The following is a 24108-nucleotide window of genomic DNA, read 5'->3' as shown; positions in this document are numbered from 1 at the left end:
CGAAGGCTATGCCCCGCCGCACGATCCCCGCCTCAACGTGATCCGGGTCGCCCCCGATCCGGGCGTCATCGAGGTCAACATTCACCCCGCTTCGAGCTGGGACGATTGCGTGGCGACCACCACCGCCATCTACGAAGAGGCCCGCCAGTCGCGCCTCGGCGCCGACAAGTTCATGATCGACGGCCGCCACACCGGCACCGGCGGCGGCAACCATGTCGTGGTCGGCGGCGCTACCCCCCACGACAGCCCCTTCCTGCGCCGGCCCGACCTGCTGAAGTCGCTGGTGCTGCACTGGCAGCGCCATCCGGCGATGAGCTACCTGTTCTCGGGCCTGTTCATCGGACCCACCAGCCAGGCCCCGCGCTTCGACGAAGCGCGCCACGACAGCCTCTACGAACTCGAGATCGCCATGGCGCAGGTGCCCCACCCCGCCTCGCTCGATCCCGCGCCTATGCCCTGGCTGGTCGATCGCCTGTTCCGCAACCTGCTCGTCGACGTCACCGGCAATACCCACCGGTCCGAAATCTGCATCGACAAGCTCTATTCCCCCGATGGCCCCACCGGTCGTCTCGGCCTCGTCGAGTTCCGCGGTTTCGAAATGCCGCCCAATGCGCGCATGTCGCTGGCCCAGCAGGTGCTGATCCGCGCCCTCATCGCCCGCTTCTGGACCGACCCGCTCGACGGCCCCTTTATGCGCTGGGGTACGACCCTTCATGATCGGTTCATGCTGCCGGCTTTTGTGTGGCAGGACTTCCTCGATATCCTTGCCGACCTCGAGCGCCACGGCTTCAAACTCGACCCCGCCTGGTTCGCCGCCCAGCTCGAATTCCGCTTCCCCTTCTGCGGCGAAGTCGAGTACGAGGGCATGAAACTCGAGCTGCGCCAGGCCCTTGAGCCCTGGCATGTCATGGGTGAACAGGGCGCCATCGGCGGCACCGTCCGCTTCGTCGACTCCTCGGTCGAGCGCCTCCAGGTCAAGCTCGAAGGCATCAACCCCGAGCGCTACGCCGTCACCTGCAACCAGCGCCCCGTACCGCTAAGGCCAACTGAAACCAAGGGAATTTCCGTCGGCGGCGTTCGCTACAAGGCCTGGCAACCCGCCTCTGGCCTCCACCCGACCCTGCCGGTCAACACCCCGCTGGTCTTTGATATCTACGATCGCTGGACCCAGCGCCCGGTCGGCGGCTGCGTCTATCACGTCGCCCATCCGGGCGGCCGCAGCTACGATACCTTCCCCGTCAACGGCAATGAGGCCGAGGCCCGCCGCCTCGCCCGCTTCGTGCCGCAGAACTACACGGCGGGTGGCTATGTCCTGCGCGAGGAAAAGCCTGCGGACGAATTCCCGCTAACGCTTGACCTGCGCCGCCCGCCACGCTTCTGGTAGCCAATGAGTACGCGGAATCAAAAGACGCGGGACAAGCCGCCAGCTGGACCCAGCATCGTCGCTGACTACCGGCTGCAGCCCGGGGTCCCCGACGAGATGATCGATGCCGACGGCAATATCCGTCCGGGCTGGTCCCAGCTGATGTCCGCCTTTGACAGGCTCGGCCCCACCGAACTGGCGGCCCGCTTCGAGCGGGCCGATCAGTACCTGCGGGACGCCGGGGTCTTCTATCGCAAATATGACGGCGCCGAAGGCAAGGAACGTGATTGGCCCCTGGCACATGTGCCCCTGCTGATCGGTGAGGCCGACTGGTCGCGCATCAGTGCCGGTCTCGTGCAGCGCGCCGAGCTGCTCGAAACCGTCATAGCCGACATCTATGGCGACAACACCTTGGTGCAGCAGGGCCTTTTGCCGCCCGAACTGGTCGCTCGCAATGGCGAGTTCCTGCGCCCGCTGGTCGGCGTCAAACCGGTCAGCGGCAACTATCTCCACTTCTGCGCCTTCGAACTGGGTCGCGGCCCCGATGGCGCCTGGTGGGTGCTCGGCGACAGGGCACAGGCCCCATCCGGCGCTGGCTTCGCGCTCGAAAACCGTGTCGCCACCACCCGCGCCCTTTCCGATGTCTTCGCCGACATGAATGTCCAGCGCCTGGCCGGCTTCTTCCGCAGCTTCCGCGACACTCTGTTCGCCGAGGCCAAGCGCGATGGCGGCCGCGTCGGCATTCTGACCCCCGGCCAGCTCAACGAAACCTATTTCGAACACGCCTATATCGCCCGCTATCTCGGCCTGATGCTGCTCGAAGGCGAGGATCTGATCGTGGAAGACGGCAAGGTGATGGTGCGCACCGTCGCCGGCCTCAAGCCGATCAGCGTCCTCTGGCGCCGCATGGATGCGTCCTTCGTCGATCCGCTCGAACTGCGCTACGATAGTCGCATCGGCACCCCGGGCATGGTCGATGCCCTGCGCCATGGCTCCATCTCGATGATCAATGCGCTGGGCACGGGCCTGCTCGAAACCCGCGCGCTCGCCGCCTTCATGCCGCGCCTTGCCCAGAAGCTGCTGGGCGCCGATCTGCTGCTCCCCGGAATCGCCACCTGGTGGTGCGGCCAGCCCAAGGAGCAGCGGCATGTCATCGACAATTTCGACAATCTGCTGATCGGCCCTGCCTTCGCCACCACTCTGCCCTTCGACGATCTGCGCGGCACCGCCCTTGGCTCCACGGTTCCGGCCGACCAGAAAGCGGCGCTGCTCGAGCGCATCCGCGCCAACGGCGCCGACTATGTCGGCCAGGAGCCCGTGCAATTATCCACCGCGCCGGTCTATGTGGATGGCAGGCTGGAGCCCCGCCCGATCACCCTGCGCGTCTATGCTGCCCGCACTGCGGAGGGCTGGACCATCATGCCCGGCGGCTTCGCCCGCGTCGCCTCCACCCTCGACACCAGCGCCATCGCCATGCAGCGCGGCGGCCAGGCTGCCGACGTCTGGGTCTTGTCCTCCAAGCCGGTGGAGCGCGTGTCCCTGTTGCCGCGCGACGGCCAGAAGCTCGTGCGCAACTCGCCCGGCAGCCTGCCCAGCCGCGCCGCCGACAATCTGATCTGGCTGGGCCGCTATGCCGAGCGTTGCGAAGCCACGGTGCGCATCCTGCGCGCCTACAATGCGCGGCTCGCCGAACTCAGCAAGGCCGACCTGCCGATCCTCACCCATTGTGCCGATTTCCTCGATACCATTGATGTCGACGCATCCGAGGCCATGCCGCAGGGCCTGCTGGCATCGATCGACAGCGCCGTGCACAGCGCCGGCCAGATCCGCGACCGCTTCTCGCCCGATGGCTGGCTGGCGCTGAACGACCTGCAGAAGACCGCGCAGCGCTTCGCCACCCGCATCAAGCCCGGCGACGACGCCACCCGCGCCATGACTGTGCTGCTGCGCAAGCTGGCGGGCTTTTCCGGGCTCGTGCATGAGAACATGTACCGCTTCGCCGGCTGGCGCTTTCTCGAGCTTGGCCGCCGCCTCGAGCGTGCCATCCAGATTGCCCGCATTCTCAGCTGGCTCACCAGCAAGACTGCGCCCGACGGCTCACTCGAAATGCTGCTCGAAATCGGCGACAGCGTCATGTCGCACCGCCGCCGCTATTCGGTCAGCGCTGGCACCCAGAGCGCCATCGACCTGCTGGCGCTCGACCCGCTCAATCCGCGCTCGGTCATCTTCCAGCTCAGCGAGTTGCGCGCCCAGATCGAAATGCTGCCGGGCGGCATTGACGATGGCCAGCTCTCGCCGGCCGCCAGGGCCGCCCTCGAGATCGAAACCGGACTGCGCATCGCCGAACCGGCCGACATGACCCCGCAGCGTCTGAACAAGCTGGCAACCGATATCGGCATGCTCGCCGGCCTCGTGGCCGCGGCCTATTTCGTGTGATGGTGATGCTCTACGACGTCCGCCTCGAACTGCATTACGACTATGACGCCACCGTCCACGGCGGCCGTCATCTCATCCGCGTTGCGCCGATCACCATTCCCGGCGTCCAGCGCGTCGTTGCCGCCGGCCTCTCCTTCGAGCCCAGGCCGCAGCGTGAGAGTACCTTCACCGATTTCTTCGGCAATTCGGTCACCACGCTCACCTATCTCACTCCGCATGATCATCTCGACATCCGCCTGACCGCGCGCGTCCAGGTTGAGGACCTGCAGCCCCCGGCCGATCTCTCGCCCACGCGCGATGGACTGCAGAACGAAATTGCCCGCCACTGGTCCGTCGAGCCCGACAGCCCGCATCACTTCCTTGCCGCCTCGCCCCGAGTGCAGCTCGTTCCAGCCATCACCGACTATGTCGAGGCCGTCGCGGCCGATGCACCATCGGTCATGGCTGCGGCGACGGCCCTCTGCATGGCGATCCATCGCGACTTCGCCTATGATCCCCGCGCCACCGACGTCGAAACCAAGCCCGCCGAAGCCTTTGCCCTGCGCAAGGGCGTCTGTCAGGATTTTGCCCATGTGATGATCGCCGGCCTGCGCGGCATCGCCATTCCCGCCGGCTATGTCTCGGGCTTCCTGCGCACCAATCCGCCGGCCGGCAAGCCGCGCCTCGAAGGGGCCGACGCCATGCATGCCTGGGTTCGCGTCTGGTGCGGCCAACATGTGGGCTGGGTCGAGTTCGACCCCACCAATGCCATGATCGCCGGCCCCGACCACATCTCGATCGGCCATGGCCGCGACTATGCGGATATCTCCCCCATCGTCGGTGTACTCAGGACGCATGGATCGCACGAGACCACCCAATCGGTAGATGTGCTGCGGGTCGAATAGACTCATCCAACTGATTCAATAGCAACAAGGGAACCAAAGTTGATCGGTGCCCGTTTCTTGGTCATGCGCACTATTTCGCGCGACCAGGCGGAGACGGTCATGACCAACATGGAGATCAGGGCACTGGAGAACAGAGGTCCCACCGCGACGGTGTGGACCGAGAGCTATGATGGAAAGACCCATTATGGCGATGTGTTCAAGGCCCTCACACCTGCCCTGTTCATCGTGGCCATCGCTGCCAGCCTGCTGGTTGCTATTCTTTAGCAACCAATAAGCGTCCAAGAAAAACAAGGAGAGCTACCATGGGCCTAGGTACAATTCTCATCATCATTCTTATTCTGTTGCTGATCGGCGCGCTGCCCAATTGGGGCTACTCGCGCGGCTTCGGCTACTTCCCGTCCGGCATCCTGGGTGTCGTGCTGGTGGTCGTCCTCATCCTGTTGCTGATGGGACGCATCTAGCCATCCAGTAACCAGAAAAGGCGCAGCCAGTCTTCTGGTTCTCACATCATGAGAAGCGCCCGCGGGCCGAAAGTCGCCCCCCTTTCGCCCGCCCCTTGTCACCCCAATACGCCTGATCGCGTATTGGGGTGTCTTCTTGAAGACCCAGGGAACCCCCATGTTTTCTGGGCGTTCAGCCCTCACAATCACAGGAGCGTCCCATGGCTACCACACCCGACCTTGCCCCAACCCGCAAACGAGCCGCGGCTCGTGCCCGCCCGAGCGCCAGCCGCGCAACCGGCAAGGCGCGCGAGGCCCAGCTTGAGGATCAGGTCTCCCAGCTGCAGGATGACCTGAAGGCCATTGCCGCCACACTCGCCCGCCTCAGCAACGAGAAGGTCAGCGAAGTGCGCGACGTTGCCCGAAGCGAGGCCCGTCACCTGCAGCGGCAGGGTCAGCACGTCATCGACGACGTGCAGGATCAGGCGAGCGCCGTGGAAAAACAGCTCAAGGACACCATCCGCGAAAAGCCGCTGACCGCAGTTGCCAGCGCCGTCGGCATCGGCTTCATCCTCGCTCTGTTGTCACGTCGCTAACCGCCATGAATCTTCTGGTTCCGCTTGCGGCCCTTTTGGGCATCGAGGTCGGCTCGATCACCGAACGGGTCCGCAACACCATCATCGTCAACGCGCTTGTGGTGGTGCTCGGCCTGGCAGGTGTGAGCTTTCTTGTTGCGGCAGGCTACCTTGCCTTGGCTCAGGCGCTTGGCCCGATCTATGCGGCATTGATCTTGGCCGCAGCCTTCCTGGTGCTCGCGCTGGCGGTCTATCTGGGCAGTCGAATCGGCGAGGGCCGGCGCCGCCGTGAACTGGCCGAGAAGCGCCGCTCCGCCGAAACCAGCGCCTTCGTCACCACGGCGGCGATCACCGCCCTGCCGGTCTTGCTGCGCTCACCCATGTTCCGCACGCTGGGACTGCCGGCAGCCGCTCTCGCCGCCTATTTGCTGATGCGGGGCGGCAGCGACCGGACCGACGACTGACAAGGGACCGCCCGTGAGGCGGCCTCAGCTCTGCTCCGCCGGCAATGGCATCCACACCCGGGCAGCCACCCCTTCCGGGTCGAAGCTGAGTTCCACCTCACTGTCGAGCACCTTGGCAAGGCTGCGCTCGATCAGCCGTATGCCAAGACCATAGTCTTCCGGTGGCAGCACTTTCGGTCCGCCCTTCTCGCGCCAGGTGAGCGAGAGCCCGCGCATCGGCTCGCGCGTCACTTCCCAGTCGATATTGACGGTCCCTTTTTCGTCCGACCAGGCGCCATATCGATGCGCATTGGTGGTCAATTCGTGCAGGATCAGTCCCAGCCCAAGCGCATGGTCGGCTGGCAGCGTCACGTCCTCGCCCCGCACCTCGGCGCGATCCGGATGCGTCCTGAACTTGGGCCCGAGCTGGGATGCGATCACCTCATAGAGTTGCACCCCTGACCAGTCGCGATCCGCCAGCAGCACATGGGCGTCCGAGATGGTGCGGAGCCGGCCGGAAAACGCATCGATGAAATCTTGCGGATCGGGGTTTTGCCGGATCGTCTGGCGCGCAACCGACTGGATCATCGCCAGCGTGTTCTTCACCCGGTGATTGAGTTCCCGCAGCAGCAGCCTCGTATGCTCTGCGCTTTGCTTGCTCTCTGAAATATCGATGCTGGCGCCCATCATCACCAGCGGCTTGCCCTCGGCATCGCGCTGGTACACACGGCCGCGCATGGTCATCCACCGGCCCGACGATGCAACCCGTGCCTCGGCGCTGTAGTCCACGCCATCGGCAAAACTGGCATCGATCCCCGCCTGCACCGCCGCGCGATCGGCCGGATGGGTCGCCGCAAGCACATCTTCGACATGGATCGCATCGGTCTCGGAGAGCGCATACATGCGACGGAACATGTCATTGCAGGTGACTTCGCCGGTACGCACATCCCACACCCAGCTACCCACCTTGCCGGCCTCCAGCGTCAGGGCATGGCGCCACTCTTCCCGCACCAGTGCCGCCGCGGTGCGGGCCCGCACGCGCGCTTCGTTCTTGAGTGTGAACAGGGTTGAGGCAAGCCCCGCAAGCTCGACCAGTTGCTCCTGCAGGCCTGGCGCGACAGATTCGCGCGGTGTGGCACTGATGACGCAGAGCGAGCCCAGCTTTTGCCCGGCAACCACAATGGCCGCACTGCCACAAAAGCGGATATGCGGCCACCCGGTGACCAGCGGATTGTCGGCGAAACGAGAGTCCTTGGTCGCGTCGAGCACAACCAATGCGTCACCATCGCCCGGCAGCGCGATTGTGTGGGCGCAGAACGAAACCTGAGTGGCTATCTCGGTCAGGCCGTCGATACCGACACATGCACGAAACCACTGCCGATCCCGGTCGATCAACGTGACCAGGGCAATCTCGGCATCGAATATTTGGGCTGCAATCCGGCTCAGTCGCTCAAAATCCGCATCCGGACCGCTATCGATGGCCTCCAGCGTTGCCAGCGCCTCCAGCCGCGCCGGATCATCCACGGCCTTCCGGACCCGGTCCGGAAGGGGATGGTTCTTGTCTGTCACTTCCCGTCCTGACGCCAACACAGTGTCCTGGCGACACTGAATGTGCCGGCTAATTGCCGGTAACGTAGCAGATGCGACTTGGTTCCAAATTACCTCGGAAGGGCAGCAGCCTTCGGTAAAATGACTTTCAACCCACCAGGATGCACCTTCAGGGTCACCGAGCGATCCAGCTTGATGAGTTCGCCGTCGATAACCGCCTGCGCCCCCCGTTTCCGCCTGGGAAAATGCAGCGTTACCTCCTCCACCTCCCGCTCCGAAACCATGGGGCTATCCCGCCATGTGCCCAGAAAGAGATCCACCGTGAGTCGCAGCAGCGCCAATGTGGACATGGGTGCCGCCACGTAGATGCCAAGAACGCCGGCATTGAGCCCCTCGGCGTGGATCTGCCGGTTTCCCAGCGGGTTGTTGGATATGGCAATGCCCGAAACTCGGCGTTTTTCCACGCCCTTGCTGGTGCGGAACTCCGCCTCGAACTGCGGCGGATTGATCGCCGCAGCGCCGATCGCCCGCAGGCTCGCCAGCATTTTGCCAACGCGACTGCGATAGCTCATGTTATCGCGGATGCGCACCAGCCGCGCGTGGATACCCACTCCGAACTGATGCACGAAGGCACGATCATTGGCAGTGGCGACATCTACGCTGCCGATATTGCCACCGGCAATTGCCTCCAGGGCGTCCGTCAGCACCAGCGGCACCTTGAGGGCCCGCGCAAACAGATTCATGGTTCCCGCCGGCAACACCGCCAACGGTCTTCCGGTCTCGAACGCGATGCCCGCGGCAGTCGAGATCGTGCCGTCGCCGCCGCCCGCCAGCACCGCATCCGCCCCCTCGGTACTCGCGGCTCGGCGCAGCGTCGCCTCCACCTCGCGTCCCGGCACCACCTGGCAATCCAGCACATGCCCGTGCCGCTCGAATATCGCGCGCGCTACGGCGCATAATTCATCGAGGTTCATGGTCCGAAAGGTGCCGCCATCGCGGTTGAGAACGGCAATGAAGCGCACTTTGGCCTCCGGGGTCAGTCCGCAGCTGTGGACGAAACGGCCTCTATGCCGGGTAGCGGCACGCTGACACCCAGTCCGCCACCTGTGCGCCGCTCATACTGGGGTTCGCCACCGAACTGGTTTGCCAGTTGTTTGACAATCACCGAGCCGAGCCCCCCCTCGCCCAGTTCTTGCCCTTCGGCAAGACCCACCCCGTCATCTATGACGCTGAGCGTCGGCACCCCGGAAGGATCGCGCTTGAGGGTCACCGCAATAGTGCCGCTGCGCCCATCAGGAAACGCATGCTTGAGCGCGTTGGTGACCAGTTCACCAACCAGGATGCCCATGGTCGTGGCATCGCGGGCGCCCACCACGATGGGGTCGAACGTTCCCACCATGGTCACGGCCTTGGCGTCCGTGGCAGTCGCTGCGATGTCCTCGAGTACCGCCTCGAGGAATTCGTCGGCACTGGCAGTCTCCAGGTCGTCGCCAAGCCGCAACCGGCGATGGGCGGAGGCGATGGCATGCACGCGTGAGCGCGCCGCCTCCAGCGCAGCGCGCACTTCTTCGGATTTGCTACGCATCAATTGCAGCCCGAGCAATGACGACACGGTCGCCAGCGAATTGCCGATCCGGTGATTGGCGTCCTGCAGCAGCGCCTCCACGCGCTGCCGTTCCCGCTCCGAGCGGGCCCGCGCTTCCTCCAGCGCCTGGGTACGGTCCAGCACATGGGCCTCGAGCACTTCGTTTTCACTGCGCAGCAGATCCTTGCTGCGCGCCAGCGCTCTCACTTCACGCTGCGCGCGCATGAACAGCGTGTAGGCCAGCAGCACCGCCCCCGCCAATGCGGCGATGATCGCGCCCACCAGCCAGCGCCGCGAATCGTCGATCCGCTGGTTGCGCTCGAACAGCTTCTGGTTTTCCTCGGTGATGAACTGCCCAAGCGTCGTACGGAGACTGTCCATCAGCCGCTCGCCCTCTCCGGTCTCGATCAGCGTGCGCGCCTCTCCCACGCGCTGCGCTTCAACCAGTTCGATCGTGCGGGCCATTTCCTCCGTCCTGCCGACGATCCCGGCGGCAATGCTGCGCACCCTTGCGGCCTGTTGCGGATCATCCTTGGTTATGGTGGTCAGCGACAACAGCCTCGTGCCGATGGTGGCCGCCGATCGACGATAGGGTTCGAGATAGCCTTGGTCGCGCGTCAGCAGATAACCACGCTCGCTGCTTTCTGCCTCGCTCAGCGCGATGGTCAATTCGCGCGCCTGGTTGCGCACCTCATAGGTGTGCAGCACGTCGCTGATTTGCCGGTTTATTCCCTCCACCAGGACCAGCGCCGCCACTGCTGCCAGCATGACCAGGGCCAATGATGCGAACACGGCAAGACCATGGAGCAGACGCCGCCTTGACGTTGCGCCCTGCCCATCGCTGATCTCCCCCGCAATACTCATCATCGTCATCTGTCGGGCACTCGCTGCACACTGTTCGCGTGCGGCCCCCCAATGACCCAAGGGGGTGGCAGATTTGAGGCTGCGGTGCAGGTCATGTCAGCGACCGTTTTCTTTCCCGGGGGTCCGTCCCACGGCGCCAGGTCCATCAGTCCACGCGAAGCCGACAGTCCCACCCCGGCCGTGCGCTGATAGAGAAATGCAATCAGATAGGCGGCGCGTTCCATCGCACTCCGCCAGCCCAGGCTCAGGAGATGGTCATCGAGCATGCGCTCCTACGCGCTATGGCTGCCTTCGGAGAGCAATGTCGTGCCAGTCGCGGCTAGAATGTATGGTTGGTCGTGGTCACCTGCGCCGAGACCGCATCGGGACCGTAATCGGCCTCGCCACTGATCTGCAGGATATCCTGAAGTCGTGTCCGGGCCCGGCTTACGCGGCTCTTCATGGTACCCACAGCGCAATCGCAGATTGCGGCGGCCTCTTCATAGGAAAAACCGGACGCGCCGATCAGGATCACCGCCTCACGCTGGTCATCGGGCAATTGCGACAGCGCTTTCTTGAAGTCCTGCATGTCCATCGAGCCATACTGGGCAGGGTGCACCGACAGCCGCTCGGTAAACGCACCGTCGCTGTCCTGCACCTCGCGGCCGCGCTTGCGCATCTGGCTATAGAATTCATTGCGCAGGATGGTGAAAAGCCAGGCCTTGATATTGGTGCCCATCTCGAAGCTGGACTGCTTCGCCCAGGCTTTCATCACCGTGTCCTGCACCAGGTCGTCGGCCTTGTCGTGCTTGCCGGTCAGCGACACCGCAAAGGCGCGTAGGCTGGGCAAGGTCGCCAGCATTTCTCGCTTGAACGAAGTCGGTTCTGCGGTCATGCCGCTATTCTCCGTCACGCGAAGCACTTTTCGGCTTCTGCGCCTGCTCGGCACTATCGAGTCTTTCCAGCAGGTCGAGCAACTGCTCGGGCACGCCTTCGTCCTGAACAGCCCCGTAGAGCGCGCGCAGCCGTGCGCCGATATCCGTATTCGGACCCAGCCCATCATCCGCCCGCCCCGCCTGCGTCCGCATACGTTGCTGGGTCACCAGTTTGTCCTTCATCATGCCGTGTCTAGACCGTCGGATATGTTGAGTTTGCCCACATTGGCGGACAGAATGCATAGCCCGAAAAAAAGTTCCGCACAGTCAGGAACTTTGTTTGGGAAACGCCGTTTTCTGGTTTCGTGCTATCCACGAGCCTCGAGCGTCACTGGGAGTTCATACTAATGACTTTGTCCACGCGGATTGCTCCGCACCTGCCGTATCTGCGGCGGTTTTCTCGCGCCGTAACCGGGTCGCAGACCTCGGGCGATGCCTACGTGGCAGCCACATTGGAAGCTCTCATAGCCGACATCTCGCTATTCCCCGAGGCGAGCAACGATCGCATCGCACTCTACAAGCTGTTTTCTGCGCTGTTTTCGACCTCCTCCGTCAAAGTGCCGCAACCCGCATCTTCCTTCGCCTGGGAAAAGCGGGCTGCCAGCAATCTCGCCAATCTGGCGCCTCGCCCCCGCCAGGCATTTCTGCTGGTTGCGGTCGAAGGCTTCACCCATGCCCAGGCCACTGAGATCCTGGCGGTGTCCGAGGCCGAATTCGCCTCCTTGCTCGACGAGGCCTCGATCGAGATTTCCCGCCAGGTGGCGACCGAGATCATGATCATCGAGGACGAGCCACTGATCGCGATGGATATCGAGCAACTGGTCGAAAGCCTGGGCCACAAGGTTGTGAGTGTTGCCCGCACCCACAAGGAAGCGGTTCATCTCTTTGCCCAGACCCACCCGCGCATGATCCTGGCCGATATTCAGCTTGCCGATGGCAGCTCCGGTATCGATGCGGTCAACGATATCCTCAACAGCCATTCGGTGCCGGTGATTTTCATCACCGCCTTCCCCGAGCGCCTGCTGACCGGCGAGCGGCCCGAGCCGACGTTCCTGGTCACCAAGCCGTTCAACCCCGACATGGTCAAGGCGCTGATCAGCCAGGCCCTGTTCTTCGACGAGGGGTCGCGCGCCGCGGCCTGAAATGCGTGCCGAAGGCTCCATGCTGATCGCCTTAAGGCCGGGTTATCCCGGCCTTTTTCTTGTCTGGACAGGAACCAGCCACCGAGCGGGCCGTTGTCCGGACAGCGATCTCAACAAGGAGAATGACATGCTCTACTACGCATTGGTCTTCCTCGTGATTGCCCTCATTGCCGGCGTGCTTGGCTTCGGCGGCATTGCCGGCGCGTCGGCCGGAATGGCGCAGCTCCTGTTCTTCCTGTTTCTCGCCTTTCTGGTCATCTCGCTGGTTGTTGGCTTCAGCAGGCGGACTTGACTCAACCCCTTGGCCGACCAGGATTTTACCATGGCCTCGCCTGTGGTGGGGTTATGGTTTTCCCGGTCCCTGCCGATATATGTATCGAGTAATGTCCATGCCGCCCCTTCCAGAACCACCATCGCCGATAAGGTTGCGCGCCTTGTCCGCAGGGTTGCGGGGCCAACGCATATGTGTCTTGCACCAGGACGCCGATCACCGTTTTGATCTTGTGGAAAACCCTCCGCCCGACTGGCCGGACCAGAACCTCATCGGTCGCCGCGAGGCCGATATACTTCCGCCCGATATTGCCACCCAATTTGCCGCTGCCCATGACCATGTCCGCGATAGCGGCGAGGAGCAGCTGATCGAGTTCAGTCTCGGAGAGGGCCTGCGCCGCCGGCTCTTTGAGGCTCGCCTGCTGCCCGACGAAGAGGGTGCCATCGCCGTTATCGCCGACATCACCGATACAAGGGCACGCGAGCTTGCCGTCGCCTCCCTGCTCCGCGAGGTCAGCCACCGCTCCAAGAACCTGCTGGCCATCGTGCAGTCGGTGGCCATGCAGACGGCGCACCACAGTGGCGACATCCAGGATTTCCTCAACAAGTTCCGCGGCCGCCTGCATGCGCTCTCCAGCACGCAGGACCTTGTCACCGAAAGCAATTGGCGCGGCACCTATCTGCAGACCCTGGTCACGTCCCAGCTCACCCGCGTCGGCTCCGCCCTTTTGGCCGAGGTCCGCGTTACCGGAGAAAATCCGCTGCTGGGGCCCAATGCCTCCCTCCATATTGGCCTTGCGATCCACGAGCTCGGCGCCAATGCGGTGCTGCATGGTGCGCTGGCCAACGGCAAACCAGGACACGTCTGGGTGGACGCGCAGATCGTCGCGCATCCGGGGCAGGAAGCCGACCTGGTCATTGAATGGCAGGAAGCCGGTATCGACACCGACAAAACCGTGCACGAGCCGCGCTTTGGCACGCTGGTCCTCGAACGCATCGTCCCCCTGTCGGTCGGCGGCACGGCCGAGTTCAGCATCGAACCAGACAGCGTTCGCTACCGCCTTGTCGTGCCCGCCGATCAGTTCGAGGCTTGAGCCGGCAGGATCGAGTCTATCCGGCCCGTCCAGTGATAGACCGCAAGCCCGATCCATTCCTTCATGGCGATGCTGGCGGTATTCAGACTATGCACCGGATTGGCAAAATCGAGCCCGAACCCCTCCTGACCCGAACTCCGGTAATCGGTTGGCCAGGGCACGACATCGAGACCGACCCGCCGGAACAACCCCACCGAACGCGGCATGTGGAATGCTGACGTCACCAGCAGCGCCGTGCCCGTATCATTTCCCAGCATGGCCGCCGTCAGATCGGCATTCTCGTCGGTATTGCGGGACCGGTCTTCCAGCACCAGCCGCGCCGGCGCGATCCCCATTGCCAGCAACAGGCGTTCTGCCGTAGCCGCCTCCGGCTCCCCGCCTGGCTCCATGAGGCCTACCCCACCCGAGAACACGATTCGCGCTTCTGGATAGCGCCGGGCGAGCACCACCGCGTCGGTCAGGCGATCCCCGGCATCATTGAGTTCGGCCACGCCTCGCGCGGTGCTGATCCGCGCCAACGTCGACCCACCCAGCACGATGATGGCATCGACCGTCTCGGGCATGGGGGACGGGCGGGTGAACCTCTCCTCCAGCGGCCGGATGAGCAGAACGCCAAACGAGGTAAACCCGCACAGGACCAGCACGGACAGCGCCCCGATATGCGCGGCAAGTCCCAGCCGCCGCCGCCCCAGCGCCAACAGCACAATCCCCGCCAGCATCAGCAGCACGATGATGCTGAGCGGTTGCGCGATCACCCAGAACGCTTTGGCCAATAGATAAAACATGGCCCCTCCAGCCGACACCTGCGCTTCGATACCGCAGCGCATGGCCGTGGGCTACCATCATTTCCGCTTGCTATCTCACGCGCTTTTGCTTTTCTTGACGGCGGTCAAGACTGCCAGCCTTAAAATAAGGCAGTCGCCGGTCAGGAAGGCACCCGCTTCGGCGGGCTATGGGTGAGTATGGCGCAAGCTGCCCCCGCAATCGCGGAGACGTGGCCTGTCGTGGCGATCCGCGACTTGCACAAATCGTTCGGCGCCCTCGACGTGCTCAAGGGCATTTCATTCTCGGCCCGCGAGGGCGAGGTGGTGTCGCTGATCGGCTCGTCCGGATCCGGCAAGTCCACCCTGCTGCGCTGCATCAATATGCTTGAAGTGCCCGATAGCGGTTTGGTCGCCATCGACGGTGAGGAGATCAAGCTGCGCGGCGCGGCGCCCCATCGCCAGATCGCCGATGAGAACCAGATTCGCCGCATTCGCTCCGAACTGGGCATGGTGTTTCAAAGCTTCAATCTCTGGGCCCACATGACCATCCTCGAAAATGTCATGGAAGCGCCGCTGGTCGTGCAGCGCCGGGCCAAAGGCGAAGTAGAGGAAGAGGCGCTGGCCATGCTGGCCAAGGTCGGCATTCTTGAAAAGGCCGACAGCTACCCCGCCCAGCTTTCCGGCGGGCAGCAGCAGCGTGCCGCCATCGCCCGCGCCCTCTGCATCAATCCGCGCGTCATGCTGTTCGATGAACCCACCTCCGCGCTCGATCCCGAACTTGAGGTCGAAGTGCTGCGCGTCATCAAAGTGCTGGCCGACGAAGGCCGCACCATGGTTCTGGTCACCCACGACATGGAATTCGCCAGATCGGTAAGTGACCGGGTCATCTTCCTCCATCAGGGTCTCATTGAGGAGGAAGGCACACCCGAACAGGTATTCGGCGCCACCAGATCTGCGCGCCTCAAGCAATTCCTCAACGCCGCCAGCCACACCTAGGCGGCTTTGATGACCAGGCCCGGCCAATGGGCACAACGACAAGAATAAGCAACGGAGAAACAGATGAAGAAGCTTATCATCGCGGCAGCGGCCATCCTGGCCCTCGGTTCCGCCACCCAGGCGCAGGAAACGGTGCGCATCGCCACCGAAGGCGCCTATGCGCCCTGGAACTTCCTCAACGATGCCGGCGAACCTGCTGGCTTCGAGATCGACCTTGGCAACGCCATCTGCGCCCAGGCCGCCCTCACCTGCGAATGGATCACCAACGACTGGGATTCGATCATCCCGAACCTGCTCGCGGGCAACTACGACGTGATCATGGCCGGCATGTCGATCACCGACGAACGCCTTGAGACCATCGACTTTTCCGATAACTACTTCCCACCCGATCCGTCCAAGTTCGTCGCCGCTGCCGGCGCTGGCATCGACCCGTCTGCCCTCGAAGGCAAGCGCGTCGGCGTCCAGGGCGGCACCATCCAGGCCGCTTATGCCGAAGAGAATCTTGGCACCGCCAATACCGTGGTCTCCTTCGGCACTGCCGATCAGGCCATGGCTGATCTGGCAGCCGGCAATCTCGACACCATTCTGGCCGATGGCGCCTATCTCGAGCCGGTCGTTACCGCCTCCAGCGGCGCGCTGGAATTTGTCGGCGAAGACGTGATGATCGGCAACGGCGTCGGCGCTGGCCTCCGCAAGGACGAAGCCGAGCTCAAGGCCAAGATTAACGACGCCCTGACCGCCCTCAAGGCCGACGGCACCGTCGACAAGCTGATTGCGCAGTGGTTCGAAGGTCGCGGACCATATTTCGCTGAATAGCCGCAAGCATTGAGCCTGCTGCCCACCCCTCCCAGCCTCCCCCATCAAGGGGGAGGTGTCGGACCGGTGGGCCTGGCAGTATCGTGCCACATCCCCGATGCAGCACCTCCCCCTTGATGGGGGAGGGTGGGAGGGGGTGACGGGAGCCCGTATGCCGTTCGAAGGACTTGCCCTGATGCACGCCGACAAGGCCCTCAGCCCATGAGCGAAGACCTCGCCTTCTGGCTGAGCTACATCACCAACGGCAAGCATCTCACCTGGTATGCGAGCTTCCAGTTCACCATCTTCGCCGCCCTTTTTGGCGGGACGCTCGCTGTCGTCTTCGGCCTTGCCGGCGCCACCCTCAAGAATTCCAGCTTTCTGCCCCTGCGCCTGATCGGCACGATTTACTCATCCATAGTGCGCGGTGTGCCGGACGTGCTGTTCTTCCTGTTCTTCCCGCTCGCCTTCGAGCAGGCGGTGGAATGGGTCATCGCCAGCCAGGTCTGCACGCCCGAAACGCTCGCGGCCCAGTCTGCCGCCTGGCCGCCCTGCAAGGAGGCCAACTGGTTCCTCGGCACGCCCGAATACCTCATCCTCGCCTCCGTCTCGCTGGGCCTGGTCTATGGCGCCTTCGCCACCAATGTCATCCACGGCGCCCTGCGCTCGGTGCCCAAGGGACAGCTCGAAGCCGCCCGCGCCTATGGCATGAGCGCCAGTCAGGTGCTCTGGCGCGTCCATATCCGCCAGATGTGGGTCTATGCCCTGCCCGGTCTCTCCAATGTCTGGATGCTGATCGTCAAGGCCACCTCCCTGCTGTCGCTGCTGCAGATCGCCGATATCGTGCTCTGGGCCGATCGCCTCGGCGCCCCCAATTTCCTGCCCGCCGTTGGTCTGGTCCATGATGACTGGCGCTGGCGCTATTACCTGGTGCTTTTCGTTTTCTACATCCTCGTGACCCTGGTTTCCGAGAAGGTGTTCAACGCCATCATGCGCCGCGCCGGTCGCGGCATATTGAGCGAGGCGCGCTGATGGGCAGCTTCCTTCAGGAGTTCGGGCTGTTCGCGCCGGCCGTCCTGTTCAACATCTACTTCGCCGCCGCCTCGATCCCACTCGGCTTTGTCTTCGCGGTCTTTCTGGCGCTGGGCAAAGCCTCGTCCAATCCGCTGATTTCGCGGCTCAGCCGCGGCTATGTCTATGCCTTCCGCGGCTCCCCGCTCTTTATCCAGTTCTTCATGCTCTATTCGCTGGCGCTATCGTTCAACGTCTCCGTGTGGAAGCCCTGGGGCATCTCCTGGTTCGTGCTGCACCCGCTGTTCATCGGCCCGCTCGTGCTGACGCTCAACACGGCCGCCTATACTGCCGAGATCTTCCACGGCGCCCTGCGCGCCGTACCGCGCGGCGAGATCGAGGCGGCCCGCGCCTATGGCATGTCCGGGAGCCAGCAGTTCCGCCACGTCATCTGGCCCAATCTCATCCGTCTCGCCTGGCCGGCCTACACCAATGAAGTGGTCTTCCTGTTCCACGCCACCTGCATCGTCTATTTCGCCCTGCCGGTCATCGGCCTGCAAAAGGACCTGATGATCACGGCCAAGGAGCTGTTCGAGCGCGACTACAATGCCTTCCTGCATTTCTCCGTCGCGGCGCTCTACTTCCTGGCCGTGTCGCTGGTAGTCTTCTTCCTGTTCGGGCTGGTCTATCGCCGCCTGATGCGCCATATGCCGGCAGCGCCGGGAATGCGCTACGCGCCCAAATGGCTGCGCTGAGGACCTGACATGACCTTCCAACTGCATCGCACGGTGCTGGCCGGCGATACGCCCGGCGCCGCCATTGATCTCTATTGCTACACGGTCGGTCCTGCCGACGCGTCAACCCGCGTCCACCTGCAGGCCGCGCTTCATGCCGACGAACAGCCCGGCACCATGGCCCTGCACCATTTGCTGCCCCGCCTGCGCGACGCCGACGCAGCCGGCCAACTCAGGGCCCACTTCACCATTTTCCCCTCGGTCAACCCGCTCGGCCTCGCCAATTTCTCCCTGCGCCATCACATCGGCCGCTACGACATCGAAACCGGCGTCAACTACAACCGCCGCTGGCCCGACCTCTACCCGCGCATTGCCGATGCTATAGCCGGCAAACTCTCCGCCGATCCCGCCGCCAACATCGCCACCATTCGCGCCGCGGTCATCGCCTGGATCGACTCCCAGCGCCTGGCGACCGCGATCCAGCAGTTGCGCTTGCTGGTCCTCAAATCCGCCGTGGCGGCCGACATCGTGCTCGACCTCCATTGCGACGACGACAGCCTCAAGCACATCTTCACCTCGCCCGAGCTGATGCCCGGCCTGCAGGACCTTGCCGACTGGATGGGCGTCGCCGCCACACTCACGGCCGAAGACAGCGGCGGCGGCTCCTTCGATGAAGTCTTGCCCACGCTCTATCGCAAGGCGCGCCTCGCCCATCCCGACCATCCCATTCCCATCGGTGCGGAAACCGCGACACTCGAATATCGCGGCCGCGCCGACAGCTTCGACGCCATTGGGCAGGACGATGCAGCGGGCCTCTTCGGTTTCTTCGCCAGCCGCGGCCTGATCGCCGCCGCCGACCCCGGCCAGCGTCCGTCGCCGGCCCCGGCGCCCACCCCCTTCGAGGCCACCGAAGTGCTGCGCGTCGACGCGCCCGGGCTGCTCGCCTATCGGGTGGAACTGGGCGACCGCGTCCGCAAGGGCCAGTCTATCGCCGATCTCATCGCCATGGACGGCCCCGACGCCTTCATCGCCCGCCGTCCCATCCTGGCCGGCACCGATGGCTTCGTGTTGTCGCGCGTTTCGGGCAAATACGTGGTTCGCGGCGCCAGCATCGCCAAGATCGTCGGCACAGAAGTGCTGCCTGCCCGCGCTGGCGCCTACCTGCTGGAAGACTAGCCCGCCAGTCCCGCCAGCTTGGCCTCCGCCGCCGCCTTCAGCGCCGGTGCCTGCGTCAGCACATGGGTCAGCAGATAGTGCGGCAGGTCCATGCTGTCGAGCGGGCGGGAGAAGTAGAAGCCCTGCAACTGCTGGCAGGCTATGGCGGAAAGGAAGTCCGCCTGCTCCTTGGTCTCCACCCCCTCGGCGGCGATCGTGAGCCCCAGCGTTCTGCCCATCAGGGCAATGGCCTTGAGAGTGTCCCGCGACACCGCGTCGTCGCATGAAGCGCCGACAAAGGCCCGGTCGATCTTGATCTTGTCGAACGGAAACTTCGTTAGGTGGCTCAGGCTCGAATAGCCCGTGCCGAAATCGTCCATGGCGATGGCGACACCGAGCGCCCGGATTTCTCCCAGCTTCTCGATCACCTCATCCGGCTTCTCCAGCAGCAGCCCCTCGGTGATCTCGATTTCGAGCCGCTGCGGCGCCAGCCCGGAGATCGCCAGCGCCTTTTGCACGATGAGCGCGATATCTGCGCGGCGGAAATGGTTGGCGGACACGTTCACCGCCACCGTCAGGTGCTCGGGCCAGGTCGCTGCAGCCATGCATGCCTGCTGGATGGTCCAGTCACCAATGTCGACAATGAGGCCGGATTGCTCGGCAATGGGAATGAATTCGGCCGGCGGCACCAGCCCGCGGCTGGGATGGTTCCAGCGGATCAGCGCCTCAAAGCCGATCGGGCTTTCGTCGCTCGCGGCCACCACCGGCTGGTAATACAGCACCAGTTCATTGTTGAGCAGCGCGTCGCGCAGTTCCACTTCCAGCAGCCGGCGCTGCCGCGCCTCGGAATCCATCTGGCTCTCGAAAAACCGGAACACCGAGCGCCCGTCCGCCTTGGCGCGATAGAGTGCCAGATCGGCATTGCGCAGGATCTGGTCCGGCCTTGTCCCGTTTAGCGGCGCTATGGCTATGCCGATGCTGACCCCGATGCTCAGCGGCTCGCCATCGAGCAGGTAGGGATGGCCGATCTGCTCGATCAGGCGCGTCGCCAGCCCGCTGGCGCTCTCCACATTGCCATCATTGGGCAGGATGATGGCAAACTCGTCGCCGCCCAGCCGCGCGACGAAATCGGTCTCCCGCACCATGGCCTGCATCCGCTTGGCCACCTGTACCAGCAGCCGATCCCCAGCCATATGGCCTCGGCTGTCATTGACCGCCTTGAACTGATCGAGGTCGAGGAACAGGATCGAAAAAGCCGTGCCATAGCGCTCCAACCGCGCCACGCAGCTGTTGAGCTGCTCGGTGAACTTGGTGCGGTTGAGCAGGCCCGTCATGGAGTCGTGATGCGCCAGCAAGGCGATGCGCCGTTCGGCGGCCTTCCTTTCGGTCACGTCCGATCCGGTGCCGACATAGCCGGTATAATTGCCGGATTCATCGACAGCTGGCTTGCCGGTCAGGCTCCACCAGCATTCCCTTCCGTCGGCCGTCACCCGCAATTCGACATCCTGGAACGTCTGCCGCCCCGTCATGTCGCGCTCCAGATGGGTCATCAGCGGATCGTTGGGCGGGGTGATGCAGCGCAGGAAATCCACGAAATCGGCGCCCATAAGCGCCGCTTCGGGCACGCCGGTCGCCGTAGTGAAGCCGGCCGACATGCTGTTGATGGCGCCGCCTGCGTCAAAGCCCCAGATCCAGTCCGACGCGCCTTGCTCAAACTCCCGCAGCAGCAGACCGATAATCTCGCCCTTTTCCTTGACCAGCGCTTCGGCGCCCCGATGCGCCACGAACGCCGCGGCGTGGTGGCGCGCAATCACTGCCATGATGAGCGTGAGGCCGATGAGCAATGTGCCATGCATCCACATGTCGAGGGAAGAACTCAACCCCAGCACTGCGGCGAGCCCCCCGATGACCAGGGGGATGGCGAAGGCCGCCAGCGCTTGCGGATAATTGACCAGCGCCATCATCGCGATGCACAGCAGCCCGCTGACGCCCATGGCCGCGACGCCCCGCATCGTCCCGTCCTGTTCGATCGGTAGCACATTGACCACGACGCCCCACAGCGTGCCCAGCACCGCCGAATAAATGACGCTACGGCTCGCCGACCCAGGCGGCACCGTTACCTGTCCATGGCGCCAGTCCACCGCCAGAGAGACACTGTGCATGCCGATCAGCCCAATCACGCCGCCCACCACCAACAGGGGCCAGAACATCACCGACCGCCAGGTCAGCGCCAGCACTGCCACCACGACCACCAGCGACGCCGCCACCAGTACCGGCATCATGCGCCCGACCGAATCCAGTTGCTGGCGCAGCAGCTTGCCGCGGATTTGCGGTGAAAGGCCGGCCGCCCCGATGGCGCGATCGAAGAGGCCGTTGATGGCAGATACCAGGCCCAAAACCGGATTGACGATCATGCCCGCGCTGCCCCTACCGATTGCCGGCCACGGCGCGCAGCGGACCGCGTGTAGCCCGCAGCCCCGCCAGCGCTGCCTTGATCTTGCTCGCATCGAACGGCTTCACCACGATGCCATCCGCGCCCGCCGCCAAAGCCCTGCCGCGCTCGCTGAGCACCGAGATCATGAACACCGGAATATCCGACGTCATCGGGTCGGCTTTGAGCGCTGCCAACACGTCCCACCCGTCAAAGCCGGGCATCAGGATATCGAGAAAAATCGCATCCAGCTTGACGGTGCGAGCGATCTGCAGCGCCGATTGCGGCGCATCGGTACAGATCGGCACGAAATCTTCCTTGATGAACAGCCGCTCGGCGATACCGAGGAAATTCTGGTCGTCGTCCACCACCAGCACGCGGCGGCGGTGTTCGGGATCGATCGCGTTCCGCTCCGCGCCTTTGGGCGGCAAGGCCTCTGCGTCGGCGTCGCCGCCCTCATCCTCAGCGCGTGCCGACGATGCGCTGGCGGCCACGACAGGTTCCTGCACCGGGTTCTCAACCGGGGCCGGCAGGCTGATGGTAAAACGGCTGCCCTTGCCCAGTTCGCTCTCCAACGCGATCTGCCCACCCATCAGGCGGCACAAATCCTGGCTCAGCGACAATCCCAGCCCGGTCCCGCCATAGACCGCCGCTATTCCGGGACTGGCCTGCGCAAAATCGGCAAAGAGCAGCTTCTGCTGCTCCTGAGAAATTCCGATGCCGGTATCGGCAACCGCAATATTCATCCAGTCGCCCTGGCGTTTGACCGAAAGGGTGATCTGCCCGTTATGGGTAAACTTGGCCGCATTTGACAGCAGGTTGGAAATGGCCTGCCGCAGCTTGGTCACGTCCGCGCGCAAGCTGCCTAGTTCCGGGCCGCGTTCCACCACGAAGCTGTTGTTGTTCTTGGCCGCCATGGGCGTCGCGGCCTCCTCCACCTCGTCGATCAGCCAGTCGAGATCCACATCTTCCAGATGCAGAGCCATCTTGCCGGCCTCGATCTTGGAAATATCGAGAATATCGCTGACCATGGCCAGCATATGCTGGCCGGCGGCGTGGATCCTTTGCAGGTCCGCCGCCTGCTTGTTGCGCCCCTCCAGCTCGGGGTCGGCAAGCAGCATTTCCGAATAGCCCAATATGGCATTGAGCGGCGTGCGCAGCTCGTGGCTCATCCGGGCCAGGAATTCCGACTTCGCGCCGTTGGCCCGCTCGGCCTCATCCTTGGCTCGGGTCAACTCGGCGATCATGCGCTGCTGCTGGTCGATCTCCTCGACCAGCGCCGGCACCAACCGGCGCACCACCCGCTGAAAAAACGTTAAAGCCACCACGACCGCCTCGCACCAAACGAGGTTCGACACTGGCCCCAACACTTTGACGAGTCGTAAATTAATGGCCCAAACGTGGACACAACAGGGGGCAGCGGCGCCGCCGCCCCCAGATTTCTAGCGAACCAGTCCCAGTTGCGCGTGCTCCAGCGCAGTCATCACCCCACGCAGTTCCGCCAGCCCCTTCATCCGCCCAATGGTGGGATAGCCCGGCTGCGAGCGCCGGCCGAGATCGTCGAGGATATCCTGCCCATGGTCGGGACGCATGGGAATGGTGTGGTCCTTGCGGCCCACCGCCTTGCGCTTGTTCTCCTCCCGCACCACGGCCGCGATCAGCGCCACCATGTCGGTGTCGCCGGCCAGGTGCTCGGCCTCATAGAACGAGCCCACGATGTCGTCACTATCGCGCTTGACGTTGCGCAGATGCAGAAAATGCACCTTGTCGCCCAGCCGCTCCATCATCCCCGGCAGGTCATTGTCCGGCCGCGCGCCCAGCGAGCCCGAGCACAGCGTCATGCCATTGGCGGGGCTGTCGACAGCGTCGAGGATGTACTTGTAGTCGGCCTCGGTCGACATCACCCGCGGCAGGCCGAGCAGCGCGAACGGGGGGTCGTCCGGATGGCAGCAGAGCCGCAGCCCCAGATCCTCGGCGGTAGGCACCACGGCATCGAGGAAATCGACGAAATTGGCCCGCAGCCGCTCGCGGCTGATCCCGCCATATTCGTCGAGATGCGCGCGCACATCTTCCAGCGACATGGATTCCGTCGAACCCGGCAGGCCCATGGTGACATTGCGGGCCAGCTGCTTGCGCGCCGCTTCGTCCATGCCCGAAAAGCGCCGCTCCGCCTCATCGGCTATGGCATTGCTATAGTCGGTTGCCGCCCCTGGGCGCTCCAGCACATGAATGTCGAAAGCGGCGAAATCATTGATGTCGAACCGCATGCACGAGCCGCCATTGGGCACCGTCCAGCGCAGATCGGTGCGCGTCCAGTCCAGCACCGGCATGAAATTGTAGCAGATGACTTCGATGCCGCTGTCTGCAAGATTTCTCATGGAAACCTTGTAGTTTTCTATGTGTTCGCGCCAGTCGCTCTTCTGCTTCTTGATGTCTTCCGAAACCGGCAGGCTCTCCACCACATCCCAGGTTAGCCCCGATGCCGAGCCATCCTTGCGCGTCGCGATCTCGGCATGCCGCTTGGCGATCTCTTCGGGCGACCAGACGACGCCATTGGGCACATGATGCAAGGCGCTGACCACGCCCGCCGCACCCACCTGGGTAATGTCGTCGATGCTGCACTGGTCCTTGGGACCGAACCACCGCCACGTCTGTCGCAAATCA

The 24108-nt window shown here is 63.9% G+C and carries 24 protein-coding genes and 1 pseudogene; 15 read left to right on the top strand and 10 right to left on the bottom strand.

Annotation, left to right across the window (positions count from 1 at the left end):
• The 7 genes from V6M52_RS05375 to V6M52_RS05345 form a co-directional block, all read left to right on the top strand.
• Positions 1-1384, top strand: a 1384-nt coding sequence (locus V6M52_RS05375) for a transglutaminase family protein (protein WP_332700201.1), incomplete at its 5' end; no start/stop codon positions are given.
• Between the two features lie 3 nt (positions 1385-1387).
• Positions 1388-3799: a circularly permuted type 2 ATP-grasp protein gene (locus V6M52_RS05370; protein WP_332700198.1), complete on the top strand. Its 2412-nt coding sequence runs from the start codon at positions 1388-1390 to the stop codon at positions 3797-3799.
• A 5-nt stretch (positions 3800-3804) separates the two neighbouring features.
• Positions 3805-4683 carry a transglutaminase family protein gene (locus tag V6M52_RS05365; protein ID WP_332700195.1) on the top strand — a complete coding sequence of 293 codons (879 nt, stop codon included), beginning with the start codon at positions 3805-3807 and terminating at the stop codon, positions 4681-4683.
• Positions 4684-4782: 99 nt separating this feature from the next.
• The gene (locus tag V6M52_RS05360) at positions 4783-4947 is read left to right on the top strand and encodes a hypothetical protein (protein ID WP_332700192.1); all 165 of its coding nucleotides are present in this window, start codon (positions 4783-4785) and stop codon (positions 4945-4947) included.
• A gap of 38 nt (positions 4948-4985) precedes the next feature.
• Complete coding sequence (locus V6M52_RS05355; RefSeq protein ID WP_332685649.1) at positions 4986-5144, top strand: DUF3309 family protein; 159 nt, start codon at positions 4986-4988, stop codon at positions 5142-5144.
• 200 nt (positions 5145-5344) lie between these two features.
• Entirely contained in the window at positions 5345-5719 is a 375-nt protein-coding gene (locus V6M52_RS05350; protein WP_332700189.1) for a DUF883 family protein, read from the top strand.
• A gap of 5 nt (positions 5720-5724) precedes the next feature.
• A complete protein-coding gene (locus V6M52_RS05345; protein ID WP_332700186.1) occupies positions 5725-6162 on the top strand; it encodes a hypothetical protein in 438 nt (145 codons plus the stop codon).
• A 24-nt stretch (positions 6163-6186) separates the two neighbouring features.
• Here V6M52_RS05345 and V6M52_RS05340 read toward each other — a convergent pair whose 3' ends face one another.
• The 6 genes and pseudogenes from V6M52_RS05340 to V6M52_RS05315 all read right to left on the bottom strand — a co-directional run bounded on the left by V6M52_RS05340 (position 6187) and on the right by V6M52_RS05315 (position 11238).
• On the bottom strand, positions 6187-7710 hold the full coding sequence (locus V6M52_RS05340) for a sensor histidine kinase (protein WP_332700183.1): 1524 nt from the start codon (positions 7708-7710) through the stop codon (positions 6187-6189).
• Between the two features lie 89 nt (positions 7711-7799).
• Positions 7800-8711, bottom strand: a complete 912-nt coding sequence (locus tag V6M52_RS05335; protein WP_332700181.1) for a diacylglycerol/lipid kinase family protein — start codon at positions 8709-8711, stop codon at positions 7800-7802.
• A 14-nt stretch (positions 8712-8725) separates the two neighbouring features.
• Positions 8726-10147: a sensor histidine kinase gene (locus tag V6M52_RS05330; protein ID WP_332687986.1), complete on the bottom strand. Its 1422-nt coding sequence runs from the start codon at positions 10145-10147 to the stop codon at positions 8726-8728.
• A gap of 146 nt (positions 10148-10293) precedes the next feature.
• A pseudogene (locus V6M52_RS05325) lies at positions 10294-10410 on the bottom strand (Crp/Fnr family transcriptional regulator); the annotation flags it as partial.
• Positions 10411-10457: 47 nt separating this feature from the next.
• A complete protein-coding gene (locus V6M52_RS05320; RefSeq protein ID WP_332687987.1) occupies positions 10458-11012 on the bottom strand; it encodes an RNA polymerase sigma factor in 555 nt (184 codons plus the stop codon).
• Between the two features lie 4 nt (positions 11013-11016).
• Positions 11017-11238: a NepR family anti-sigma factor gene (locus V6M52_RS05315; RefSeq protein ID WP_332687988.1), complete on the bottom strand. Its 222-nt coding sequence runs from the start codon at positions 11236-11238 to the stop codon at positions 11017-11019.
• A 161-nt stretch (positions 11239-11399) separates the two neighbouring features.
• On the opposite strand from V6M52_RS05315, the gene V6M52_RS05310 reads away from it, so the two are divergent.
• The 3 genes from V6M52_RS05310 (at position 11400) to V6M52_RS05300 (ending at position 13558) form a co-directional block, all read left to right on the top strand.
• The gene (locus tag V6M52_RS05310) at positions 11400-12194 is read left to right on the top strand and encodes a response regulator (RefSeq protein WP_332687989.1); all 795 of its coding nucleotides are present in this window, start codon (positions 11400-11402) and stop codon (positions 12192-12194) included.
• Between the two features lie 127 nt (positions 12195-12321).
• Entirely contained in the window at positions 12322-12486 is a 165-nt protein-coding gene (locus V6M52_RS05305) for a DUF1328 domain-containing protein (protein WP_332687990.1), read from the top strand.
• 178 nt (positions 12487-12664) lie between these two features.
• Complete coding sequence (locus V6M52_RS05300) at positions 12665-13558, top strand: sensor histidine kinase (protein WP_332687991.1); 894 nt, start codon at positions 12665-12667, stop codon at positions 13556-13558.
• Here the strand turns inward: V6M52_RS05300 and V6M52_RS05295 are convergent.
• Positions 13543-14343: a YdcF family protein gene (locus V6M52_RS05295; protein ID WP_332700179.1), complete on the bottom strand. Its 801-nt coding sequence runs from the start codon at positions 14341-14343 to the stop codon at positions 13543-13545. The genes V6M52_RS05300 and V6M52_RS05295 overlap by 16 nt on opposite strands.
• Before the next feature lie 177 nt (positions 14344-14520).
• Here V6M52_RS05295 and V6M52_RS05290 point away from each other — a divergent pair, with 177 nt between their 5' ends.
• The 5 genes from V6M52_RS05290 to V6M52_RS05270 all read left to right on the top strand — a co-directional run bounded on the left by V6M52_RS05290 (position 14521) and on the right by V6M52_RS05270 (position 19034).
• A complete protein-coding gene (locus V6M52_RS05290) occupies positions 14521-15318 on the top strand; it encodes an ABC transporter ATP-binding protein (RefSeq protein WP_332687993.1) in 798 nt (265 codons plus the stop codon).
• Between the two features lie 63 nt (positions 15319-15381).
• Positions 15382-16134 (top strand): transporter substrate-binding domain-containing protein, encoded by a 753-nt coding sequence (locus V6M52_RS05285; protein ID WP_332700176.1) that lies wholly within the window; start codon positions 15382-15384, stop codon positions 16132-16134.
• A 201-nt stretch (positions 16135-16335) separates the two neighbouring features.
• Positions 16336-17145: an ABC transporter permease subunit gene (locus V6M52_RS05280; RefSeq protein ID WP_332700173.1), complete on the top strand. Its 810-nt coding sequence runs from the start codon at positions 16336-16338 to the stop codon at positions 17143-17145.
• Complete coding sequence (locus V6M52_RS05275) at positions 17145-17879, top strand: ABC transporter permease (protein WP_332687996.1); 735 nt, start codon at positions 17145-17147, stop codon at positions 17877-17879. The genes V6M52_RS05280 and V6M52_RS05275 overlap by 1 nt, the downstream gene beginning before the upstream one ends.
• Before the next feature lie 9 nt (positions 17880-17888).
• Positions 17889-19034, top strand: coding sequence for a succinylglutamate desuccinylase/aspartoacylase family protein (locus tag V6M52_RS05270; RefSeq protein WP_332700170.1), 1146 nt, complete (start codon positions 17889-17891; stop codon positions 19032-19034).
• Here the strand turns inward: V6M52_RS05270 and V6M52_RS05265 are convergent.
• From V6M52_RS05265 to uxuA, 3 genes are all read right to left on the bottom strand, one after another.
• A complete protein-coding gene (locus V6M52_RS05265) occupies positions 19031-21427 on the bottom strand; it encodes a putative bifunctional diguanylate cyclase/phosphodiesterase (RefSeq protein WP_332700168.1) in 2397 nt (798 codons plus the stop codon). The two genes, V6M52_RS05270 and V6M52_RS05265, sit on opposite strands and share 4 nt — an antisense overlap.
• A gap of 13 nt (positions 21428-21440) precedes the next feature.
• The gene (locus V6M52_RS05260; RefSeq protein ID WP_332700165.1) at positions 21441-22769 is read right to left on the bottom strand and encodes an ATP-binding response regulator; all 1329 of its coding nucleotides are present in this window, start codon (positions 22767-22769) and stop codon (positions 21441-21443) included.
• A gap of 117 nt (positions 22770-22886) precedes the next feature.
• Positions 22887-24104 carry a mannonate dehydratase gene (gene uxuA, locus V6M52_RS05255; protein ID WP_332700162.1) on the bottom strand — a complete coding sequence of 406 codons (1218 nt, stop codon included), beginning with the start codon at positions 24102-24104 and terminating at the stop codon, positions 22887-22889.
• Positions 24105-24108 lie beyond the last annotated feature (4 nt).

The sequence above is a fragment of the Devosia sp. genome (assembly GCF_036676215.1).
Lineage (GTDB): Bacteria > Pseudomonadota > Alphaproteobacteria > Rhizobiales > Devosiaceae > Devosia.
This window is presented reverse-complemented; position numbering and strand designations above follow the sequence as displayed.

What these genes read in the sequence shown, in the direction of transcription:
- V6M52_RS05275 (WP_332687996.1), top strand. Translation starts at nt 17,145, where the DNA reads ATGGGCAGCTTCCTTCAGGAGTTCGGGCTGTTCGCGCCGGCCGTCCTG.
- V6M52_RS05305 (WP_332687990.1), top strand. Translation starts at nt 12,322, where the DNA reads ATGCTCTACTACGCATTGGTCTTCCTCGTGATTGCCCTCATTGCCGGC.
- V6M52_RS05315 (WP_332687988.1), bottom strand. Translation starts at nt 11,238, where the DNA reads ATGATGAAGGACAAACTGGTGACCCAGCAACGTATGCGGACGCAGGCG.
- V6M52_RS05365 (WP_332700195.1), top strand. Translation starts at nt 3,805, where the DNA reads ATGCTCTACGACGTCCGCCTCGAACTGCATTACGACTATGACGCCACC.
- V6M52_RS05270 (WP_332700170.1), top strand. Translation starts at nt 17,889, where the DNA reads ATGACCTTCCAACTGCATCGCACGGTGCTGGCCGGCGATACGCCCGGC.
- V6M52_RS05320 (WP_332687987.1), bottom strand. Translation starts at nt 11,012, where the DNA reads ATGACCGCAGAACCGACTTCGTTCAAGCGAGAAATGCTGGCGACCTTG.
- V6M52_RS05370 (WP_332700198.1), top strand. Translation starts at nt 1,388, where the DNA reads ATGAGTACGCGGAATCAAAAGACGCGGGACAAGCCGCCAGCTGGACCC.
- V6M52_RS05310 (WP_332687989.1), top strand. Translation starts at nt 11,400, where the DNA reads ATGACTTTGTCCACGCGGATTGCTCCGCACCTGCCGTATCTGCGGCGG.
- V6M52_RS05290 (WP_332687993.1), top strand. Translation starts at nt 14,521, where the DNA reads ATGGCGCAAGCTGCCCCCGCAATCGCGGAGACGTGGCCTGTCGTGGCG.
- V6M52_RS05295 (WP_332700179.1), bottom strand. Translation starts at nt 14,343, where the DNA reads ATGTTTTATCTATTGGCCAAAGCGTTCTGGGTGATCGCGCAACCGCTC.
- V6M52_RS05360 (WP_332700192.1), top strand. Translation starts at nt 4,783, where the DNA reads ATGACCAACATGGAGATCAGGGCACTGGAGAACAGAGGTCCCACCGCG.
- V6M52_RS05285 (WP_332700176.1), top strand. Translation starts at nt 15,382, where the DNA reads ATGAAGAAGCTTATCATCGCGGCAGCGGCCATCCTGGCCCTCGGTTCC.
- V6M52_RS05345 (WP_332700186.1), top strand. Translation starts at nt 5,725, where the DNA reads ATGAATCTTCTGGTTCCGCTTGCGGCCCTTTTGGGCATCGAGGTCGGC.
- V6M52_RS05265 (WP_332700168.1), bottom strand. Translation starts at nt 21,427, where the DNA reads ATGATCGTCAATCCGGTTTTGGGCCTGGTATCTGCCATCAACGGCCTC.
- V6M52_RS05355 (WP_332685649.1), top strand. Translation starts at nt 4,986, where the DNA reads ATGGGCCTAGGTACAATTCTCATCATCATTCTTATTCTGTTGCTGATC.
- V6M52_RS05330 (WP_332687986.1), bottom strand. Translation starts at nt 10,147, where the DNA reads ATGACGATGATGAGTATTGCGGGGGAGATCAGCGATGGGCAGGGCGCA.
- V6M52_RS05350 (WP_332700189.1), top strand. Translation starts at nt 5,345, where the DNA reads ATGGCTACCACACCCGACCTTGCCCCAACCCGCAAACGAGCCGCGGCT.
- V6M52_RS05280 (WP_332700173.1), top strand. Translation starts at nt 16,336, where the DNA reads ATGAGCGAAGACCTCGCCTTCTGGCTGAGCTACATCACCAACGGCAAG.